At 71.9% G+C, this 12,729-nt stretch carries 15 protein-coding genes; 6 read left to right on the forward strand and 9 right to left on the reverse strand.

The window, feature by feature from the left end; genetic code table 11:
- The first annotated feature begins 33 nt into the window (after window positions 1-33).
- The gene (gene rpmB / locus ABEA34_RS00720) at window positions 34-219 is read left to right on the forward strand and encodes a 50S ribosomal protein L28 (protein WP_028645381.1); all 186 of its coding nucleotides are present in this window, start codon (window positions 34-36) and stop codon (window positions 217-219) included.
- A 65-nt stretch (window positions 220-284) separates the two neighbouring features.
- Here rpmB and ABEA34_RS00725 read toward each other — a convergent pair whose 3' ends face one another.
- Window positions 285-1,235: a thiamine-phosphate kinase gene (locus ABEA34_RS00725; protein ID WP_345518238.1), complete on the reverse strand. Its 951-nt coding sequence runs from the start codon at window positions 1,233-1,235 to the stop codon at window positions 285-287.
- A gap of 90 nt (window positions 1,236-1,325) precedes the next feature.
- Between ABEA34_RS00725 and ABEA34_RS00730 the strand changes: the two genes are divergently transcribed.
- Window positions 1,326-1,562: an Lrp/AsnC family transcriptional regulator gene (locus tag ABEA34_RS00730; RefSeq protein WP_028645383.1), complete on the forward strand. Its 237-nt coding sequence runs from the start codon at window positions 1,326-1,328 to the stop codon at window positions 1,560-1,562.
- On the forward strand, window positions 1,563-2,093 hold the full coding sequence (locus ABEA34_RS00735) for a DUF3515 family protein (protein WP_345518246.1): 531 nt from the start codon (window positions 1,563-1,565) through the stop codon (window positions 2,091-2,093). It abuts the gene before it with no gap.
- A 10-nt stretch (window positions 2,094-2,103) separates the two neighbouring features.
- Here the strand turns inward: ABEA34_RS00735 and ABEA34_RS00740 are convergent, their stop codons facing one another.
- Entirely contained in the window at window positions 2,104-3,225 is a 1,122-nt protein-coding gene (locus tag ABEA34_RS00740) for a D-alanine--D-alanine ligase family protein (protein WP_345518248.1), read from the reverse strand.
- Between the two features lie 31 nt (window positions 3,226-3,256).
- Between ABEA34_RS00740 and ABEA34_RS00745 the strand changes: the two genes are divergently transcribed.
- Window positions 3,257-4,324, forward strand: coding sequence for a trans-sulfuration enzyme family protein (locus tag ABEA34_RS00745; RefSeq protein WP_345518250.1), 1,068 nt, complete (start codon window positions 3,257-3,259; stop codon window positions 4,322-4,324).
- Here ABEA34_RS00745 and ABEA34_RS00750 read toward each other — a convergent pair.
- Both ABEA34_RS00750 and ABEA34_RS00755 read right to left on the reverse strand, forming a co-directional pair.
- Window positions 4,321-5,322, reverse strand: a complete 1,002-nt coding sequence (locus tag ABEA34_RS00750) for an NAD(P)H-dependent glycerol-3-phosphate dehydrogenase (protein WP_345518252.1) — start codon at window positions 5,320-5,322, stop codon at window positions 4,321-4,323. The two genes, ABEA34_RS00745 and ABEA34_RS00750, sit on opposite strands and share 4 nt — an antisense overlap.
- Entirely contained in the window at window positions 5,319-6,041 is a 723-nt protein-coding gene (locus tag ABEA34_RS00755; RefSeq protein ID WP_345518254.1) for a lysophospholipid acyltransferase family protein, read from the reverse strand. Before ABEA34_RS00755 ends, ABEA34_RS00750 begins: the two co-directional genes overlap by 4 nt.
- A gap of 117 nt (window positions 6,042-6,158) precedes the next feature.
- On the opposite strand from ABEA34_RS00755, the gene cofC reads away from it, so the two are divergent.
- Window positions 6,159-6,809 carry a 2-phospho-L-lactate guanylyltransferase gene (gene cofC, locus ABEA34_RS00760; protein WP_345518256.1) on the forward strand — a complete coding sequence of 217 codons (651 nt, stop codon included), beginning with the start codon at window positions 6,159-6,161 and terminating at the stop codon, window positions 6,807-6,809.
- A gap of 56 nt (window positions 6,810-6,865) precedes the next feature.
- On the opposite strand, the gene ABEA34_RS00765 is transcribed toward cofC, so the two are convergent.
- The 3 genes from ABEA34_RS00765 to leuC form a co-directional block, all read right to left on the reverse strand.
- Window positions 6,866-7,525: an HU family DNA-binding protein gene (locus ABEA34_RS00765; RefSeq protein ID WP_345518258.1), complete on the reverse strand. Its 660-nt coding sequence runs from the start codon at window positions 7,523-7,525 to the stop codon at window positions 6,866-6,868.
- Window positions 7,526-7,798: 273 nt separating this feature from the next.
- Window positions 7,799-8,407 (reverse strand): 3-isopropylmalate dehydratase small subunit, encoded by a 609-nt coding sequence (gene leuD / locus ABEA34_RS00770; RefSeq protein ID WP_345518260.1) that lies wholly within the window; start codon window positions 8,405-8,407, stop codon window positions 7,799-7,801.
- 2 nt (window positions 8,408-8,409) lie between these two features.
- The gene (gene leuC, locus ABEA34_RS00775; protein WP_345518262.1) at window positions 8,410-9,831 is read right to left on the reverse strand and encodes a 3-isopropylmalate dehydratase large subunit; all 1,422 of its coding nucleotides are present in this window, start codon (window positions 9,829-9,831) and stop codon (window positions 8,410-8,412) included.
- Window positions 9,832-9,918: 87 nt separating this feature from the next.
- On the opposite strand from leuC, the gene ABEA34_RS00780 reads away from it, so the two are divergent.
- Window positions 9,919-10,641 carry an IclR family transcriptional regulator gene (locus ABEA34_RS00780; protein ID WP_028645392.1) on the forward strand — a complete coding sequence of 241 codons (723 nt, stop codon included), beginning with the start codon at window positions 9,919-9,921 and terminating at the stop codon, window positions 10,639-10,641.
- Between the two features lie 10 nt (window positions 10,642-10,651).
- Here the strand turns inward: ABEA34_RS00780 and ABEA34_RS00785 are convergent, their stop codons facing one another.
- Both ABEA34_RS00785 and ABEA34_RS00790 read right to left on the reverse strand, forming a co-directional pair.
- A complete protein-coding gene (locus tag ABEA34_RS00785; RefSeq protein WP_345518264.1) occupies window positions 10,652-11,131 on the reverse strand; it encodes a methylated-DNA--[protein]-cysteine S-methyltransferase in 480 nt (159 codons plus the stop codon).
- A gap of 1 nt (window position 11,132) precedes the next feature.
- Window positions 11,133-12,626, reverse strand: coding sequence for an AlkA N-terminal domain-containing protein (locus tag ABEA34_RS00790; RefSeq protein ID WP_345518266.1), 1,494 nt, complete (start codon window positions 12,624-12,626; stop codon window positions 11,133-11,135).
- Between the last annotated feature and the right edge of the window lie 103 nt (window positions 12,627-12,729).

A 12,729-nucleotide genomic window follows, 5' to 3' on the forward strand; every position in this document is an offset into this window, starting at 1 on the left:
TTCTCAAGACCTTCGATCGTTCAGGAGTACCTCGTGGCTGCCGTCTGCGACATCTGCGCCAAGAAGCCGGGCTTCGGCAACAACCGGCCGTGGTCGCGCAAGATCACCAAGCGCCGCTTCGACCCCAACATCCAGCGCGTGCGGGCCACCGTCAACGGGACCCCCAAGCGCCTCAACGTCTGCACCGGCTGCCTCAAGGCCGGCAAGGTCTCGCGCTGATCTAGCGTTCCCGAGAGGCCCCGACCGTTCCGCGGTCGGGGCCTTTCGCATGCCCGGACCCGGGTCTAGAAATGCGTCCAGCCGGTCGGGCCCTCGTACGCCGCGCCGTCGACCGTGACTCCGGAGCCCTCGGTGACCGCGCCGATGACCGTCCAGCCGTCCGGCACCGCCGCGCGCCCGGTGAAGGTCGCGAGCAGGGCGTGGTCGTCGCCGCCGCCGAGGATGAACTGCATCGGGTCGGCGCCGAGCGCGGCGCCGACCGCCTGCAGCGGCTCGGGGACCTCGAACGCCGACGCCTGGACGTCGATCGCGACACCCGAGTCATCGGCGAGGTGCCCGGCCTCGGCCAGCAGGCCGTCGGAGATGTCGATCATCGACGTCGCCCCTGCCTCGGCGGCGACCCGGCCCGCGTCGTACGGCGGCTCCGGGCGCCGGTAGGCCTCGACCAGCACGCGCGGCGAGCGGAAGCCGCGGCCCAGCACCGAGAGCCCTCCGGCCGCCCAGCCCTGGCGGCCGCAGATCGCCAGCACGTCACCCGCCCGCGCGCCCGAGCGGACGACCGGGGCCTGCGTGCACGAGCCGAGCACCGTCACCGCGATCACGACCTGGTCCGCGCGGGTCACGTCGCCGCCGACGACGCTGGCACCCACCAGGGCGCACTCCTCGGCGAAGCCGCGTGCGAAGTCGAGCGCCCACTGCACCGGCAGGTCGGCCGGGGCGGCGAGCCCGACGGTCAGCGAGCTGGCGCGACCGCCCATCGCGTTGATGTCGGAGAGGTTCTGCGCGGCGGCCCGGTGCCCGACGTCGGCGGCGCTGGCCCAGTCGCGGCGGAAGTGCCGGCCCTCGACCATCAGGTCGGTGGAGACCACCACGTGGCCCGACTTCACGCGCAGCACGGCCGCGTCGTCCCCGGGGCCGATCAGGACATGGTCGCCCTGCGGGAAGAGGGCGACGAGCTCGCTGATCAGGCCGAACTCCCCCGCGTCGGCGAGCGTGGCATCAGGTGGGAACGACATGAGGCCCATCCCACCAGATGCGGTCGTAGCAGCCGCACGGTAGGTTGGCCGACGGCAGTTTGCTGAACTCGAACCCCCAGGGAGAGCTCGATGGTCGTCCAGGCATACATCCTGATCCAGACCGATGTCGGCAAGGCCGCTGAGGTGGCCACTGCCATTGCTCAGGTCAAGGGCGTGACCCTTGCCGAGGACGTCACCGGCCCGTACGACGTGATCGTGCGCGCCGAGGCCCGCAACGTCGACGAGCTGGGCAAGCTCGTCGTCTCGAAGGTCCAGAACCTCGATGGCATCACTCGCACGCTCACGTGCCCGGTCGTGCACATCTGAGTGTCTGACCCTGCTCGCTCCCGACGCCTCGGTTCCCGACGGACCCGGGGCGTCGTCGCGTGCGCGGCCCTGGTGCTGCTCGCGGGCTGCTCGACCGGCCAGTCCGTCGAGCTGGCCGGCCCCCCACCGTCCGCGGAGGACGCGCAGGCGTGCCGTGACCTCGTCGCCGACCTGCCCGACACCCTCGCCGGGTTGCAGCGACGCGAGGTCACCGGCGACACGGCGTACGCCGCCGCCTGGGGCGACCCCGCCATCGTGCTGGTCTGCGGTGCCGCCGACCCCGCCGGCCGCACGGACGCATCGACCTGCGTCCAGGTCGGCCGGACCGGCTGGTACGTGCCCGACTCGGTGCTCGCCACCACCGTCGACGGCGACCAGACGGCCGACGTGCCCACGACGGAGCTCAACTTCAGTCCTCGGGTCGCGCTGCTGATCCCGGGCCGCTACCGGCCCGAGGGCTTCTCCGACTCGATCGCGACGATCGGACCCCTCGTGCAGCGCCACTTCACCAAGGTCGGCCGCTGCCTGTGAGCGGTGCCGCTCAGCGCAGGCCGGTACCGCGGGCCAGGGCGAGCTGGATCAGCCGGTCCACCAGCGCCGGGTAGTCGACGCCGGACGCCGCCCACATCTGCGGGTACATCGACGTCGGCGTGAAGCCCGGCATCGTGTTGATCTCGTTGACGACCACGCGGCCGTCGGGCAGCACGAAGAAGTCGACGCGGGCCAGCCCCTCGCACCCGACGGCCTCGAAGGCCCGTACGGCGAGCTCCTGGACCTGCGCCGTCACGTCGGGCGGCAGGTCGGCCGGGATGTCGATCTCGGTGTCCTGGCCAGGGAGGTACTTCGCCTCGAAGTCGTAGAACTCGTGGTCGCCACCCACCCGCAGCTCCGCCGGGGAGCTGGTCTCGGGCGTGCCGTCGAGCGCCTGCAGCACGCCGCACTCGATCTCGCGGGCGTCCACGGCGGCGGTCTCGACGAGGACCTTGGGGTCGAAGCGGACCGCCTCCTCGATCGCCGCGTCGAGCTCGGAGGCGTCGTGCACCTTGGAGATGCCGAAGCTGGACCCGCCCCGGGCCGGCTTCACGAACTGCGGGTAGCCGATGGACGCCGCGCGCTCGCGGCAGCCGGCCGGGTCCCGCTCCCACTCGCGGGCCGTCACGGTGATCGACGGCAGCACCGGCAGCCCGGCGGCGGCGAGCACGACCTTCATGTACGCCTTGTCCATGCTGACGGCGGAGGCGAGCACGCCGGCTCCGACGTACCGGACCCCGGCCATCTCGAACATCCCCTGGATCGTGCCGTCCTCGCCCCACGGGCCGTGCAGCAGCGGGAAGACGACGTCGACGTCGCCGAGGGTGCGCGGCGGCTGGGACGGCTCGGTGACGACGAGTCCGGTGGAGGTCGCCTCCGGTGCCAGCGCGATCGTCGCGCGGTCGCCGTCGACGGCGGGGAGCCGGTCCGGCCCCTCGATGCGCAGCCGCTCGGGGTCGCCGGACTCCAGCACCCACCGGCCGTCCACGGCGATGCCGATCGGCACGACGTCGTACCTCTCGGGGTCGATGGCCGCGAGCACGCTGCCCGCGGTGACGCAGGAGATGGCGTGCTCGCTGGACCGACCACCGAAGACGACGGCGACCCGGGGCTTGTGGGATGGGGAGTTCATCGGCACGACCCTATCCGTCTAGGTTCGTGGCATGACCGAGGACCTGCGCCCCGCCACCGTCGCCGTCACGGCTGGGCGGCCGCCCCACGAGCCGGACCAGCCGCTCAACGCGCCGATCACGATGGCGGCGACGTACGTCGCGGGTGGCGACCTCGAGTACGGCCGGTACGGCAACCCGACGTGGACGGCACTGGAGGACGTCCTCGGCGCCCTGGAGGGCGGCCGCTGCCTGACCTTCGCGTCCGGGCTGGCGGCGGTCGCGACCGTCCTGGACCTGGTCGCCCAGGGCGGCATCGTGGTCGCGCCGGCCCACTCCTACACGGGCACGCTGCTCCAGCTGGCCGACCTGGAGGCGCGCGGCCGGATCCAGGCGCGGCTCGTCGACATCACCGACACCGAGGCCGTGGCCGCCGCGTGCGACGACGCGGCGCTCGTGTGGTTCGAGTCGCCCACCAACCCGGCCCTGGAGCTGGCCGACATCCCCGCGATCGCCGCCGCCGCGCACGAGGCCGGCGCGGTCGTCGTCGTGGACAACACGTTCGCCACTCCCCTGCTGCAGCGGCCGCTCGAGATGGGTGCCGACATCGTGGTGCACTCGGCGACGAAGTACCTCGCCGGCCACAGCGACGTCCAGATGGGCGCGATCATGACCAACGACGACCAGGTCTACGGCGTGCTCAAGGGCCGGCGTGACCTGCTGGGCGCGATCCCCGGCACGTTCGAGGCCTGGCTGACCCTGCGCGGCGTACGTACCCTGCACCTGCGGGTCGAGCGGGCGCAGGCCAACGCCGCCGACCTGGCGGAGCGGCTGGCCGCGCACCCGGCGATCGGCGAGGTCCGCTACCCCGGCTTCGGTGGGATCGTCTCGATCGTGCTCGCCGAGGGCGCGATGGCCGCAGACCTGCTGTGCCGCAAGACGCGGCTGTGGATCCACGCGACGTCGCTCGGCGGGGTCGAGTCGACCCTCGAGCGACGGCGCCGCTGGAAGGCCGAGCCCGCGACGATCCCCGACGGCCTGGTGCGGCTCTCGGTCGGCATCGAGGACGTCGAGGACCTGTGGCGGGACCTCGCGACCGCTCTCGACGACCTGGTGGGCTAGTCCGTCTCAGCCTTGGTGTCGCGGGCGATGAACGCGTCCATCATCTCCTCGGCGGTCATCCGGCCGTCGACGAGCGCGTCGACGTGGTGGGCGATCGGCGCGTCCACCCCGGTCCGCTCGGCCAGGGCGAGCAGGGAGGAGCACGACTTCGCGCCCTCGGCGACCTGCCGCGTGGAGGCGTAGATCTCTGCGGTGGTCATCCCCTGCCCGAGCTTCTCGCCGAAGGTCCGGTTGCGGGAGAGCGGCGAGGAGCAGGTGGCGACGAGGTCGCCGAGCCCGGCGAGACCCATCAGCGTCAGCGGGTTGGCGCCGAGGGCCATGGCGAGGCGGGCGGTCTCGGCGAGGCCGCGAGTGATCAGCGAGGCCGTGGTGTTGTCGCCGAAGCCGAGGCCGACGGCCATCCCGACCGACAGCGCGACCACGTTCTTGTAGGCGCCGCCCAGCTCGCAGCCGAGCACGTCGACGCTGGTGTAGGGCCGGAACGCCGGCGAGTGGCAGCGGGCCTGCAGCATCTTCGCGACGTCCTCGTCCTCGCAGGCCACCACCGACGCGGCGGGCTCGCGGCGGGCGATCTCCTTGGCCAGGTTGGGTCCGCTGATGACCGCGATCCGCTCGGGACCGGCCTCGGTGATCTCCGCGATCACCTGGCTCATCCGCTCGAGGGTGCCGAGCTCGACGCCCTTCATCAGGGACACGAACGTCGCCCCGGGCTCGACGTACGGCGCCCACTGGGTGAGGTTCTCCCGCAACGACTGCGACGGCGTCGCCAGCACGACCACATCGGCACCGTGCAGCGCCTTCTCGACGTCGTGGGTGGCCTGGATCGCCGGTGGCAGCTCGACGCCGGGGAGGTAGTCGGCGTTCTCCCGCCGCTCGTTGACCGCGACGGCGACCTCCTCGCGGCGCGCCCACAGGGTGACGTCGTTGCCGGCGTCGGCGAGGACGATCGAGAACGCCGTACCCCACGAGCCGGCACCGAAGACCGCGACCTTGTTCATGCTGTGTCCCTTCGCGACGTCTTCTTCTTGGTGGGGTTGCCGATCTGCTGCACGCCCAGCTTCTTCATGTCGAACCGCTCGGCCGGCGCCTTCTCGCCGCGGACCTCCTCGACGAGGTGGGTGATGGTCGCCATGATCCGGTCGGTCGCCTGCTGGATCACCGCCGGGGTCCGCTCCTGCGCGATCAGGTCGGTGAGGTCCACCGGGGTGCCGACCTTCATCGTGATCGGCTTGCGGGGGAAGAGGTCCGGCCTCTTCGCGTACGGCGGCAGGATCGCCTGCGCGCCCCACTGCCCGACCGGGATCACCGGGCAACCGGTCTCGAGCGCGATCCGCGCCGCGCCGGACTTCCCCGTCATCGGCCATCCGTCCGGGTCCCGGGTCAGCGTGCCCTCGGGGTAGACCACCACGCACTCCCCCGCTCGGACGGCAGCAACGGCCGCGTCGAAGGCGCCCGCGGCGTTCTTGCTCATCCGCTCGACGGGGATCTGGCCAGCGGCCCTGAGGAAGAACGCCAGCGCCTTGTTCTTGAACAGGCCCGACTTCGCCAGGTAGCGCGGCAGCCGCCCGTGGTCATAGACGATGTGCGCGGCGGTCAGCGGGTCCACGTGCGACACGTGGTTGAGCACCAGGATGAAGCCCCCGGTCGACGGGATGTTCTCGCCGCCGATCCACGTGTGGGTGGTGGTGGCGAGCAACGCGGGCCGCACGATGGGCACCGCGATCCACCACGCCCAGCCTCGTCTCTGTGTCAGCTTCCGAACAACCACCTGCGCAGGCTACTCGCTCGCGACCCTGCTCCTCGGACCTACGGCGAGCCTGACAGGATCGGACCGATGTCCGACCAGGAGCCCACCACCCGCTACGCCGTCCTCGTGCCGGTCAAGCCGCCGGCCGTGGGGAAGTCGCGCCTCGCAGAGCTCGACGCCGGCGCCTCCCGCCGCCGGCTGGCGGAGGCGTTCGCCCAGGACACCGTGCTCGCCTGCCTGCGGGCCGAGACGGTGCGGCAGGTGCTCGTCGTGACGGACGACGCCAGGTTCTCGCAGGTCCTGTCGGCGCTCGGCTGCACCGCGATCCCCGACGGCGTCTCCGGCGACCTCAACGCCACCCTGCGTCAGGCCGCGGCCGAGGCGCACCGTCGCTGGCCCGACCTCGTCCCGGTCGCCGTCTGCGCCGACCTCCCGGCGCTCCGGTCGGACGACCTCGACGCGGTGCTCGGCGTGCTCGAGACCGGACGGCCGAGCTTCGTTCCGGACGCTGCCGGCGTGGGGACCACCATGTACGTCGCTGCGCACGACGAGTTCGACCCGCACTTCGGTCCCGGCTCGCGCGACGCCCACCTCGACGCCGGCGCACGCGAGCTCGCCGGGGTCCCGGCGTCCGTGCGCCGCGACGTGGACGACCCGGCAGACCTCGCCGCCGCCGTCGAGCTCGGCGTGGGCCCGCACACGTCGGTCGCCCTGCTCGCCGCGAACCCCACGCCCTGACGCACGACGGGCCGCCACCCCGATGGGGTGACGGCCCGCTCGTGGGTGCGGTGGCGTCAGGCCTTCTTGGCCGTCTTCTTCGCGGGTGCCTTCTTGGCCGGGGCCTTCTTGGCGGGTGCTGCCTTCTTCGCCGGAGCCGCCTTCTTGACCGGAGCGGTCTTCTTGGCGGGTGCCGCCTTCTTCGCCGGAGCGGCCTTCGTGGCCGGCGCCTTCTTCGCAGGTGCCTTCTTGGCCGGAGCGGCCTTCTTCACGGGCGCCGACTTCTTGGCCGGTGCGGCCTTCTTGGCGGGCGCTGCCTTCTTCGCCGGAGCCGCCTTCTTGGCAGGAGCCGCCTTCTTCGCCGGAGCGGCCTTCTTGACCGGAGCCGCCTTCTTCGCGGCGGCGGTCGCCTTCTTCGCGGCGGCCGGCGCGGCGGCCAGCGTCAGCTTCGGCAGCTTCTTGGCCCCCGACACGACGTTCTTGAGATCGGCGCCGGCGGTGAACTTCGGCACCGCCGTCTTCTTCGCCTTGATCCGCGCGCCGGTCTGCGGGTTACGTACCCATCGCGCCTCGCGAATCCGCTTCTCGAAGGATCCGAAGCCGGTGATCGCGACCTTCTCGCCCTTGGCAACCTCGCGCGTGATGGTGTCCAGCACGGACTCCAGTGCGTGTGAAGCGGCCTTCTTGTTCCCGTCGAAACGTGACGAGAGTGCGTCGATGAACTCTGACTTGTTCACTGTCTTCCCTTCCAATGAACCATGGGGTCGGGCCGATGCCCGACTTTCTTCAATGCACGCTAGGTAAACGCGGCTGCAGTCACAATCACCGCGCGGCGTTTTGCCGAGTGTTTTTCCTGGCGCCCGAAACGGCATAACGGGCCAGATTGGCTCAGCGACAGGCATTCCGGGCTGTGCGCGTGCACCTTTCGATCTCGACCCGAAATGCATTGATGCCGAGAATCTCCAACCAGGGTTGGAGATTCTCGGCATCAGCGAGATGTCCGAAGGGCGTCAGCCCGCGTGGATCGTCACCGGCTTCCACGTCGGTCGGGAGGCCTCGAACGCGGCGATGTCCTCGTCGTGGCCCAACGTGATTCCGATGTCGTCGAGGCCCTCGAGCAGCCGCCACCGCGTGTAGTCGTCGATGTCGAAGGAGTCCTCGATGGCATCGACCCCCTCACCGGCGCGCACGGTGCGGGTCTCGAGGTCGACGGTGACGGTCGCACCGGGGCGTTCGTCGAGCAGGTCCCAGAGCCGCTGCACGACCTTCTCGTCGACCTGGGCGGCGACGAGTCCGGCCTTGCCGGAGTTGCCCCGGAAGATGTCACCGAACCGGGGCGAGATGACGGCCCGGAACCCGTAGTTCTGCAGGGCCCAGACCGCGTGCTCACGGGACGACCCGGTGCCGAAGTCGGGGCCGGCGACCAGCACCGAGCCGCCGGCGTACGCCTCGTTGTTGAGGATGAAGGTGGGGTCGTTGCGCCAGGCGGCGAAGAGGCCGTCCTCGAAGCCGGTGCGCGTGACGCGCTTGAGGTACTCGGCCGGGATGATCTGGTCGGTGTCGACATTGCTGCGCCGCAAGGGCACGCCGACGCCGGTGTGGCTGGTGAACTTGTCCATGGTCAGTTGCTCCCAACGGTGGCAGGCGCGAGGTCGGCGGGCGAGGAGAGGGTGCCGCGGATGGCGGTGGCCGCAGCGACGGGCACGGACACCAGGTGGGTGCGACCACCCTTGCCCTGCCGGCCCTCGAAGTTGCGGTTGGACGTCGAGGCACTGCGCTCGCCGACGGCGAGCGTGTCGGGGTTCATGCCCAGGCACATCGAGCAGCCCGCGCCGCGCCACTCGGCACCCGCCTGCTTGAAGATGACGTCGAGCCCCTCGTCCTCGGCCTGCAGGCGCACGCGTGCGGAGCCGGGGACGACGAGCATCCGCGTGTCGGCGGCGACGTGGTGGCCCTCGATGATGCTGGCGGCGAGGCGGAGGTCCTCGATGCGGCCGTTGGTGCAGGAGCCGACGAACACCGTGTCGACCTTGACCTCACGCATCGGGGTGCCGGCGACCAGGTCCATGTAGCGCAGCGCGTTCTCGGCGGCGACCCGGTCCTGCTCGTCCTCGAAGTCGGCCGGGTCGGGCACGGTCCCACCGAGCTGCACGCCCTGGCCGGGGTTGGTGCCCCAGGTGACGAACGGCGTCATGTCGGCCGCGTCGAGCACGATCTCCTTGTCGAAGAAGGCGTCGTCGTCGGTGCGCAGCGTCTTCCAGTGCGCGACGGCGGCATCCCAGTCGGCGCCCTTCGGCGCCTCGGGGCGTCCCTCGATGTAGTCGAACGTCGTCTGGTCGGGGGCGATCAGGCCCGCCTTGGCGCCCCACTCGATCGACATGTTGCAGACCGTCATCCGGCCCTCCATCGAGAGCTCCTCGATGGCCTGGCCGCGGTACTCGACGACGTAGCCCTGGCCGCCGCCCGTGCCGGTGTGGGTGATCAGCGCGAGGACCATGTCCTTGCTCGTGACACCCGGCGGGAGGCTGCCGTTGATCGTCACGGACATCGTCTTCGGCCGGGCCTGCATCAGCGTCTGCGTGGCGAGCACGTGCTCCACCTCGGACGTGCCGATGCCGAAGGCGATCGCGCCGAAGGCGCCGTGGGTGCTGGTGTGGCTGTCACCGCAGACGATGGTCATGCCGGGCTGGGTCAGGCCGAGCTGCGGACCGACCACGTGGACGATGCCCTGCTCGATGTCACCGAGCGGGTGCAGGCGTACGCCGAACTCCTCGGCGTTGCGACGCATCGTCTCGACCTGCGTGCGCGAGACCGGGTCGGCGATCGGCTTGTCCCAGTCGACCGTCGGCACGTTGTGGTCCTCGGTGGCGAGGGTCAGGTCGGGGCGGCGGACCTGGCGGCCGGCGAGGCGCAGGCCGTCGAACGCCTGCGGGGAGGTCACCTCGTGGATGAGGTGCAGATCGATGAAGAGCAGGTCCGGCTCTCCGTCAACGGACCGGACGACGTGCTCGTCCCAGACCTTCTCGGCCAGGGTCTTGCCCATGACTGACTCCCTCGGTGCTCGTGCGTTGCTGGTACGTCACACAGCGTACCGCTTGCATCCCATGATCTGAGACGCCAGTATTGCCATATGGACAACACCAGCGGAGTGGGCGTGCTCGACAAGGCCGCCCTCGTGCTCACCGCCCTCGAGTCGGGACCCGCCACCCTCGCGGGCCTGGTCGCCGGCACCGGCCTCGCCCGCCCGACCGCCCACCGGCTGGCCGTGGCGCTCGAGCACCACCGCCTGGTGGCCCGCGACATGCAGGGCCGCTTCGTGCTGGGGCCGCGTCTCGCCGAGCTCTCCGCGGCCGCAGGCGAGGACCGCCTCCTCGCCACCGCCGGACCGGTGCTCGCCCGGCTCCGCGACATCACGGGCGAGTCCGCCCAGCTCTGGCGCCGCCAGGGCGAGCACCGCGTCTGCGTCGCAGCCGCCGAGCGGCCCAGCGGCCTGCGCGACACGATCCCGGTCGGCTCGCAGCTGACCATGCGCGCCGGCTCCGCCGCCCAGGTCCTGCTCGCGTGGGAGGACCCGGAGCGGATGCACCGAGGCCTGCAGAACTCGGCCTTCTCCGCCGCCGCCCTCTCCGGCATCCGTCGTCGCGGCTGGGCCCAGTCGGTCGGCGAGCGCGAGCAGGGTGTCGCGTCGGTCTCGGCGCCGGTCCGCTCCCCCGGCGGCAAGATCATCGCCGCCGTCTCGGTCTCCGGGCCGCTCGAGCGCCTGTCCCGTCAGCCCGGCCGGATGCACGCCCCCGCCGTGCTCGCCGCCGCCGAGCGGCTGTCGGAGTCGCTGCGGCGGGCTGCGGCCGAGTAGCTCGTCGAGGTCAGAAGAGCGCATCCTGCTCGAGCTCGAGCAGGAGCTGCTTGCGGGGCAGGCCGCCGGCGTACCCGGTGAGGGTGCCGTTGGCGCCGATGATCCGGTGGCACGGGATCACGATCGGGATCGGGTTCCTGCCGTTGGCGAGGCCGACCGCGCGTGAGGCGGCGTTGGTCATCCCGAGCCGCTTCGCGATCTCGCCGTACGACGCGGTCTCGCCCCAGCCGACCTCGAGCAGCTGGTCCCACACGCGTCGCTGGAAGTCCGTGCCCACAGGGCCGAGCGGGAGGTCGAACTCCTTGAGGTCGCGGTCGAAGTACGCCGTCAGCTGCCGCACCGTCTCCGCCAGGACCGGGTCGTCGGGTGCTTCCGCACCGCGGACCCGTCCGGTCGAGTCACGGTAGGGGGAGAACTCGATCGCCGTGATCGCACCGTTCTGCTCGACGATGCGCAACGGGCCGATCGGGGATTCCATCTCGGTCCACATGTCAGTGCTCCTTCGGGGTGTGAGTCTGCCAGAGGTAGAGCTGGGCGTAGGACCGCCACGGGCTCCAGGAGTCGGCGAGCCGGGCCGCGTCGGTCGGGTCCCGGCCGAGGCGGACGAGCGCGTCGCGGATGCCGATGTCGGTCGGCAGGAAGACGTCGGGATGACCGAGCGCGCGCAGCGCGACGTAGTCGGCCGTCCAGGGGCCGATGCCGGGCAGCGCCAGCAGCGCACGTCGCACGTCGTCGCGGTCGGGCCCGCGGTCCAGGGCGATCTCGCCGGAGGCCAGCGCGGCACACAGCGCGATCAGCGCCCGACCACGCGCCCGCGGCATCGGCAGGTCCTCGGGATCGAGCGACGCGAGGGTCGCGGCGTCCGGGAAGAGATGGGTCAGTCCGTCGACCGGCTGGGCGATCGGCCGGCCGTGGAGCGCGGTGAGCCGCGCGGCCACGGTGCGCGCGCCCGCGACGCTGACCTGCTGGCCGAACACCGCGCGGACCGCGACCTCGTGGCCGTCGACGTGACCCGGCACCCGCAGCCCCGGCCACTCCCGCACCAACTGGCCGATCAGCGGGTCGCCGGCGAAGGCGTCGCCGACGGCCACCGGGTCGCAGTCGGCGTCGAGGAGGCGCCGGACGCGTTCGGTCGCGGCGCCGATGTCGCGCAGGTCCTCCAGGGCGAACGACGCCGTCAAGAAGGCGGTCTGCCCCGGCTCGGGCACGTCGGGGACCTCCAGCCGCACCGTGCCCGACCCGTGCGGCAGCGCCAGGGTCCGGGCGTACCAGCCCTCCCCCGCCGCCTCGACGCCCGGCACGGCCCGCAGGGCCAGGAAGTCGAGCAGCGCCCGTCCGGCGTACGGCGTCCGCACGGCCAGCCGCATCACGACCGTCCCGGTGGCGGGCCGACCGCCGCGCCGCCCCCGCAGGTCGGTGGGCGAGGACGCGTAGACCTCGCGGACGGTCTCGTTGAACTGCCGCACGCTGGAGAAGCCGGCCGCGAACGCGACGTCGGCGTACGTGAGGTCGGTGGTCTCGATGAGCACCCGCGCGGTCTGCGCCCGCCGGGCCCGGGCGAGCGCCAGCGGACCGGCGCCGAGCTCGGCGCTGAGGATGCGGCCGAGGTGGCGCGACGTGTAGCCGACCCGGTCGGCCAGGCCCTCGACGCCCTCGCGGTCGACGACCCCGTCGGCGATGAGCCGCATCGCCCGACCGGCCGCGGTCGCGGCGACGTCCCAGTCGGGGCTCCCCGGCGTCGCGTCGGGCAGGCAGCGCTTGCAGGCGCGGTAGCCGGCGGCCTGGGCCGAGGCCGCGCTCGGGTGGAAGGTGACGTTGTGGAAGGCCGGGGTCCGGGCCGGGCACGACGGACGGCAGTAGATGCCGGTGGTGCGGACCGCCGTGTAGAAGACGCCGTCGAAGCGACGGTCGCGCGACTTCACCGCGCGGTAGCAGGACTCGCCATCCATCTGGGGAGCCGTCCGCGTCTCGAGGGTCGGCGACATGACCCCATCCTCTCCCACCCCACCGACACCATCTGGCGGGAATCGGACATCGCCGTGCGGGTGCTCTCAACCGTTCACAGTCAGGACCTACACCCGTCCCCGT

Origin of the sequence: Nocardioides conyzicola (assembly GCF_039543825.1) — a bacterium.
Classification (GTDB): domain Bacteria; phylum Actinomycetota; class Actinomycetes; order Propionibacteriales; family Nocardioidaceae; genus Nocardioides; species Nocardioides conyzicola.

What these genes read in the sequence shown, in the direction of transcription:
- ABEA34_RS00725 (WP_345518238.1), bottom strand. Translation starts at nt 1,235, where the DNA reads ATGTCGTTCCCACCTGATGCCACGCTCGCCGACGCGGGGGAGTTCGGC.
- ABEA34_RS00730 (WP_028645383.1), top strand. Translation starts at nt 1,326, where the DNA reads ATGGTCGTCCAGGCATACATCCTGATCCAGACCGATGTCGGCAAGGCC.
- ABEA34_RS00740 (WP_345518248.1), bottom strand. Translation starts at nt 3,225, where the DNA reads ATGAACTCCCCATCCCACAAGCCCCGGGTCGCCGTCGTCTTCGGTGGT.
- ABEA34_RS00745 (WP_345518250.1), top strand. Translation starts at nt 3,257, where the DNA reads ATGACCGAGGACCTGCGCCCCGCCACCGTCGCCGTCACGGCTGGGCGG.
- ABEA34_RS00750 (WP_345518252.1), bottom strand. Translation starts at nt 5,322, where the DNA reads ATGAACAAGGTCGCGGTCTTCGGTGCCGGCTCGTGGGGTACGGCGTTC.
- cofC (WP_345518256.1), top strand. Translation starts at nt 6,159, where the DNA reads ATGTCCGACCAGGAGCCCACCACCCGCTACGCCGTCCTCGTGCCGGTC.
- leuD (WP_345518260.1), bottom strand. Translation starts at nt 8,407, where the DNA reads ATGGACAAGTTCACCAGCCACACCGGCGTCGGCGTGCCCTTGCGGCGC.
- leuC (WP_345518262.1), bottom strand. Translation starts at nt 9,831, where the DNA reads ATGGGCAAGACCCTGGCCGAGAAGGTCTGGGACGAGCACGTCGTCCGG.
- ABEA34_RS00780 (WP_028645392.1), top strand. Translation starts at nt 9,919, where the DNA reads ATGGACAACACCAGCGGAGTGGGCGTGCTCGACAAGGCCGCCCTCGTG.
- ABEA34_RS00785 (WP_345518264.1), bottom strand. Translation starts at nt 11,131, where the DNA reads ATGTGGACCGAGATGGAATCCCCGATCGGCCCGTTGCGCATCGTCGAG.
- ABEA34_RS00790 (WP_345518266.1), bottom strand. Translation starts at nt 12,626, where the DNA reads ATGTCGCCGACCCTCGAGACGCGGACGGCTCCCCAGATGGATGGCGAG.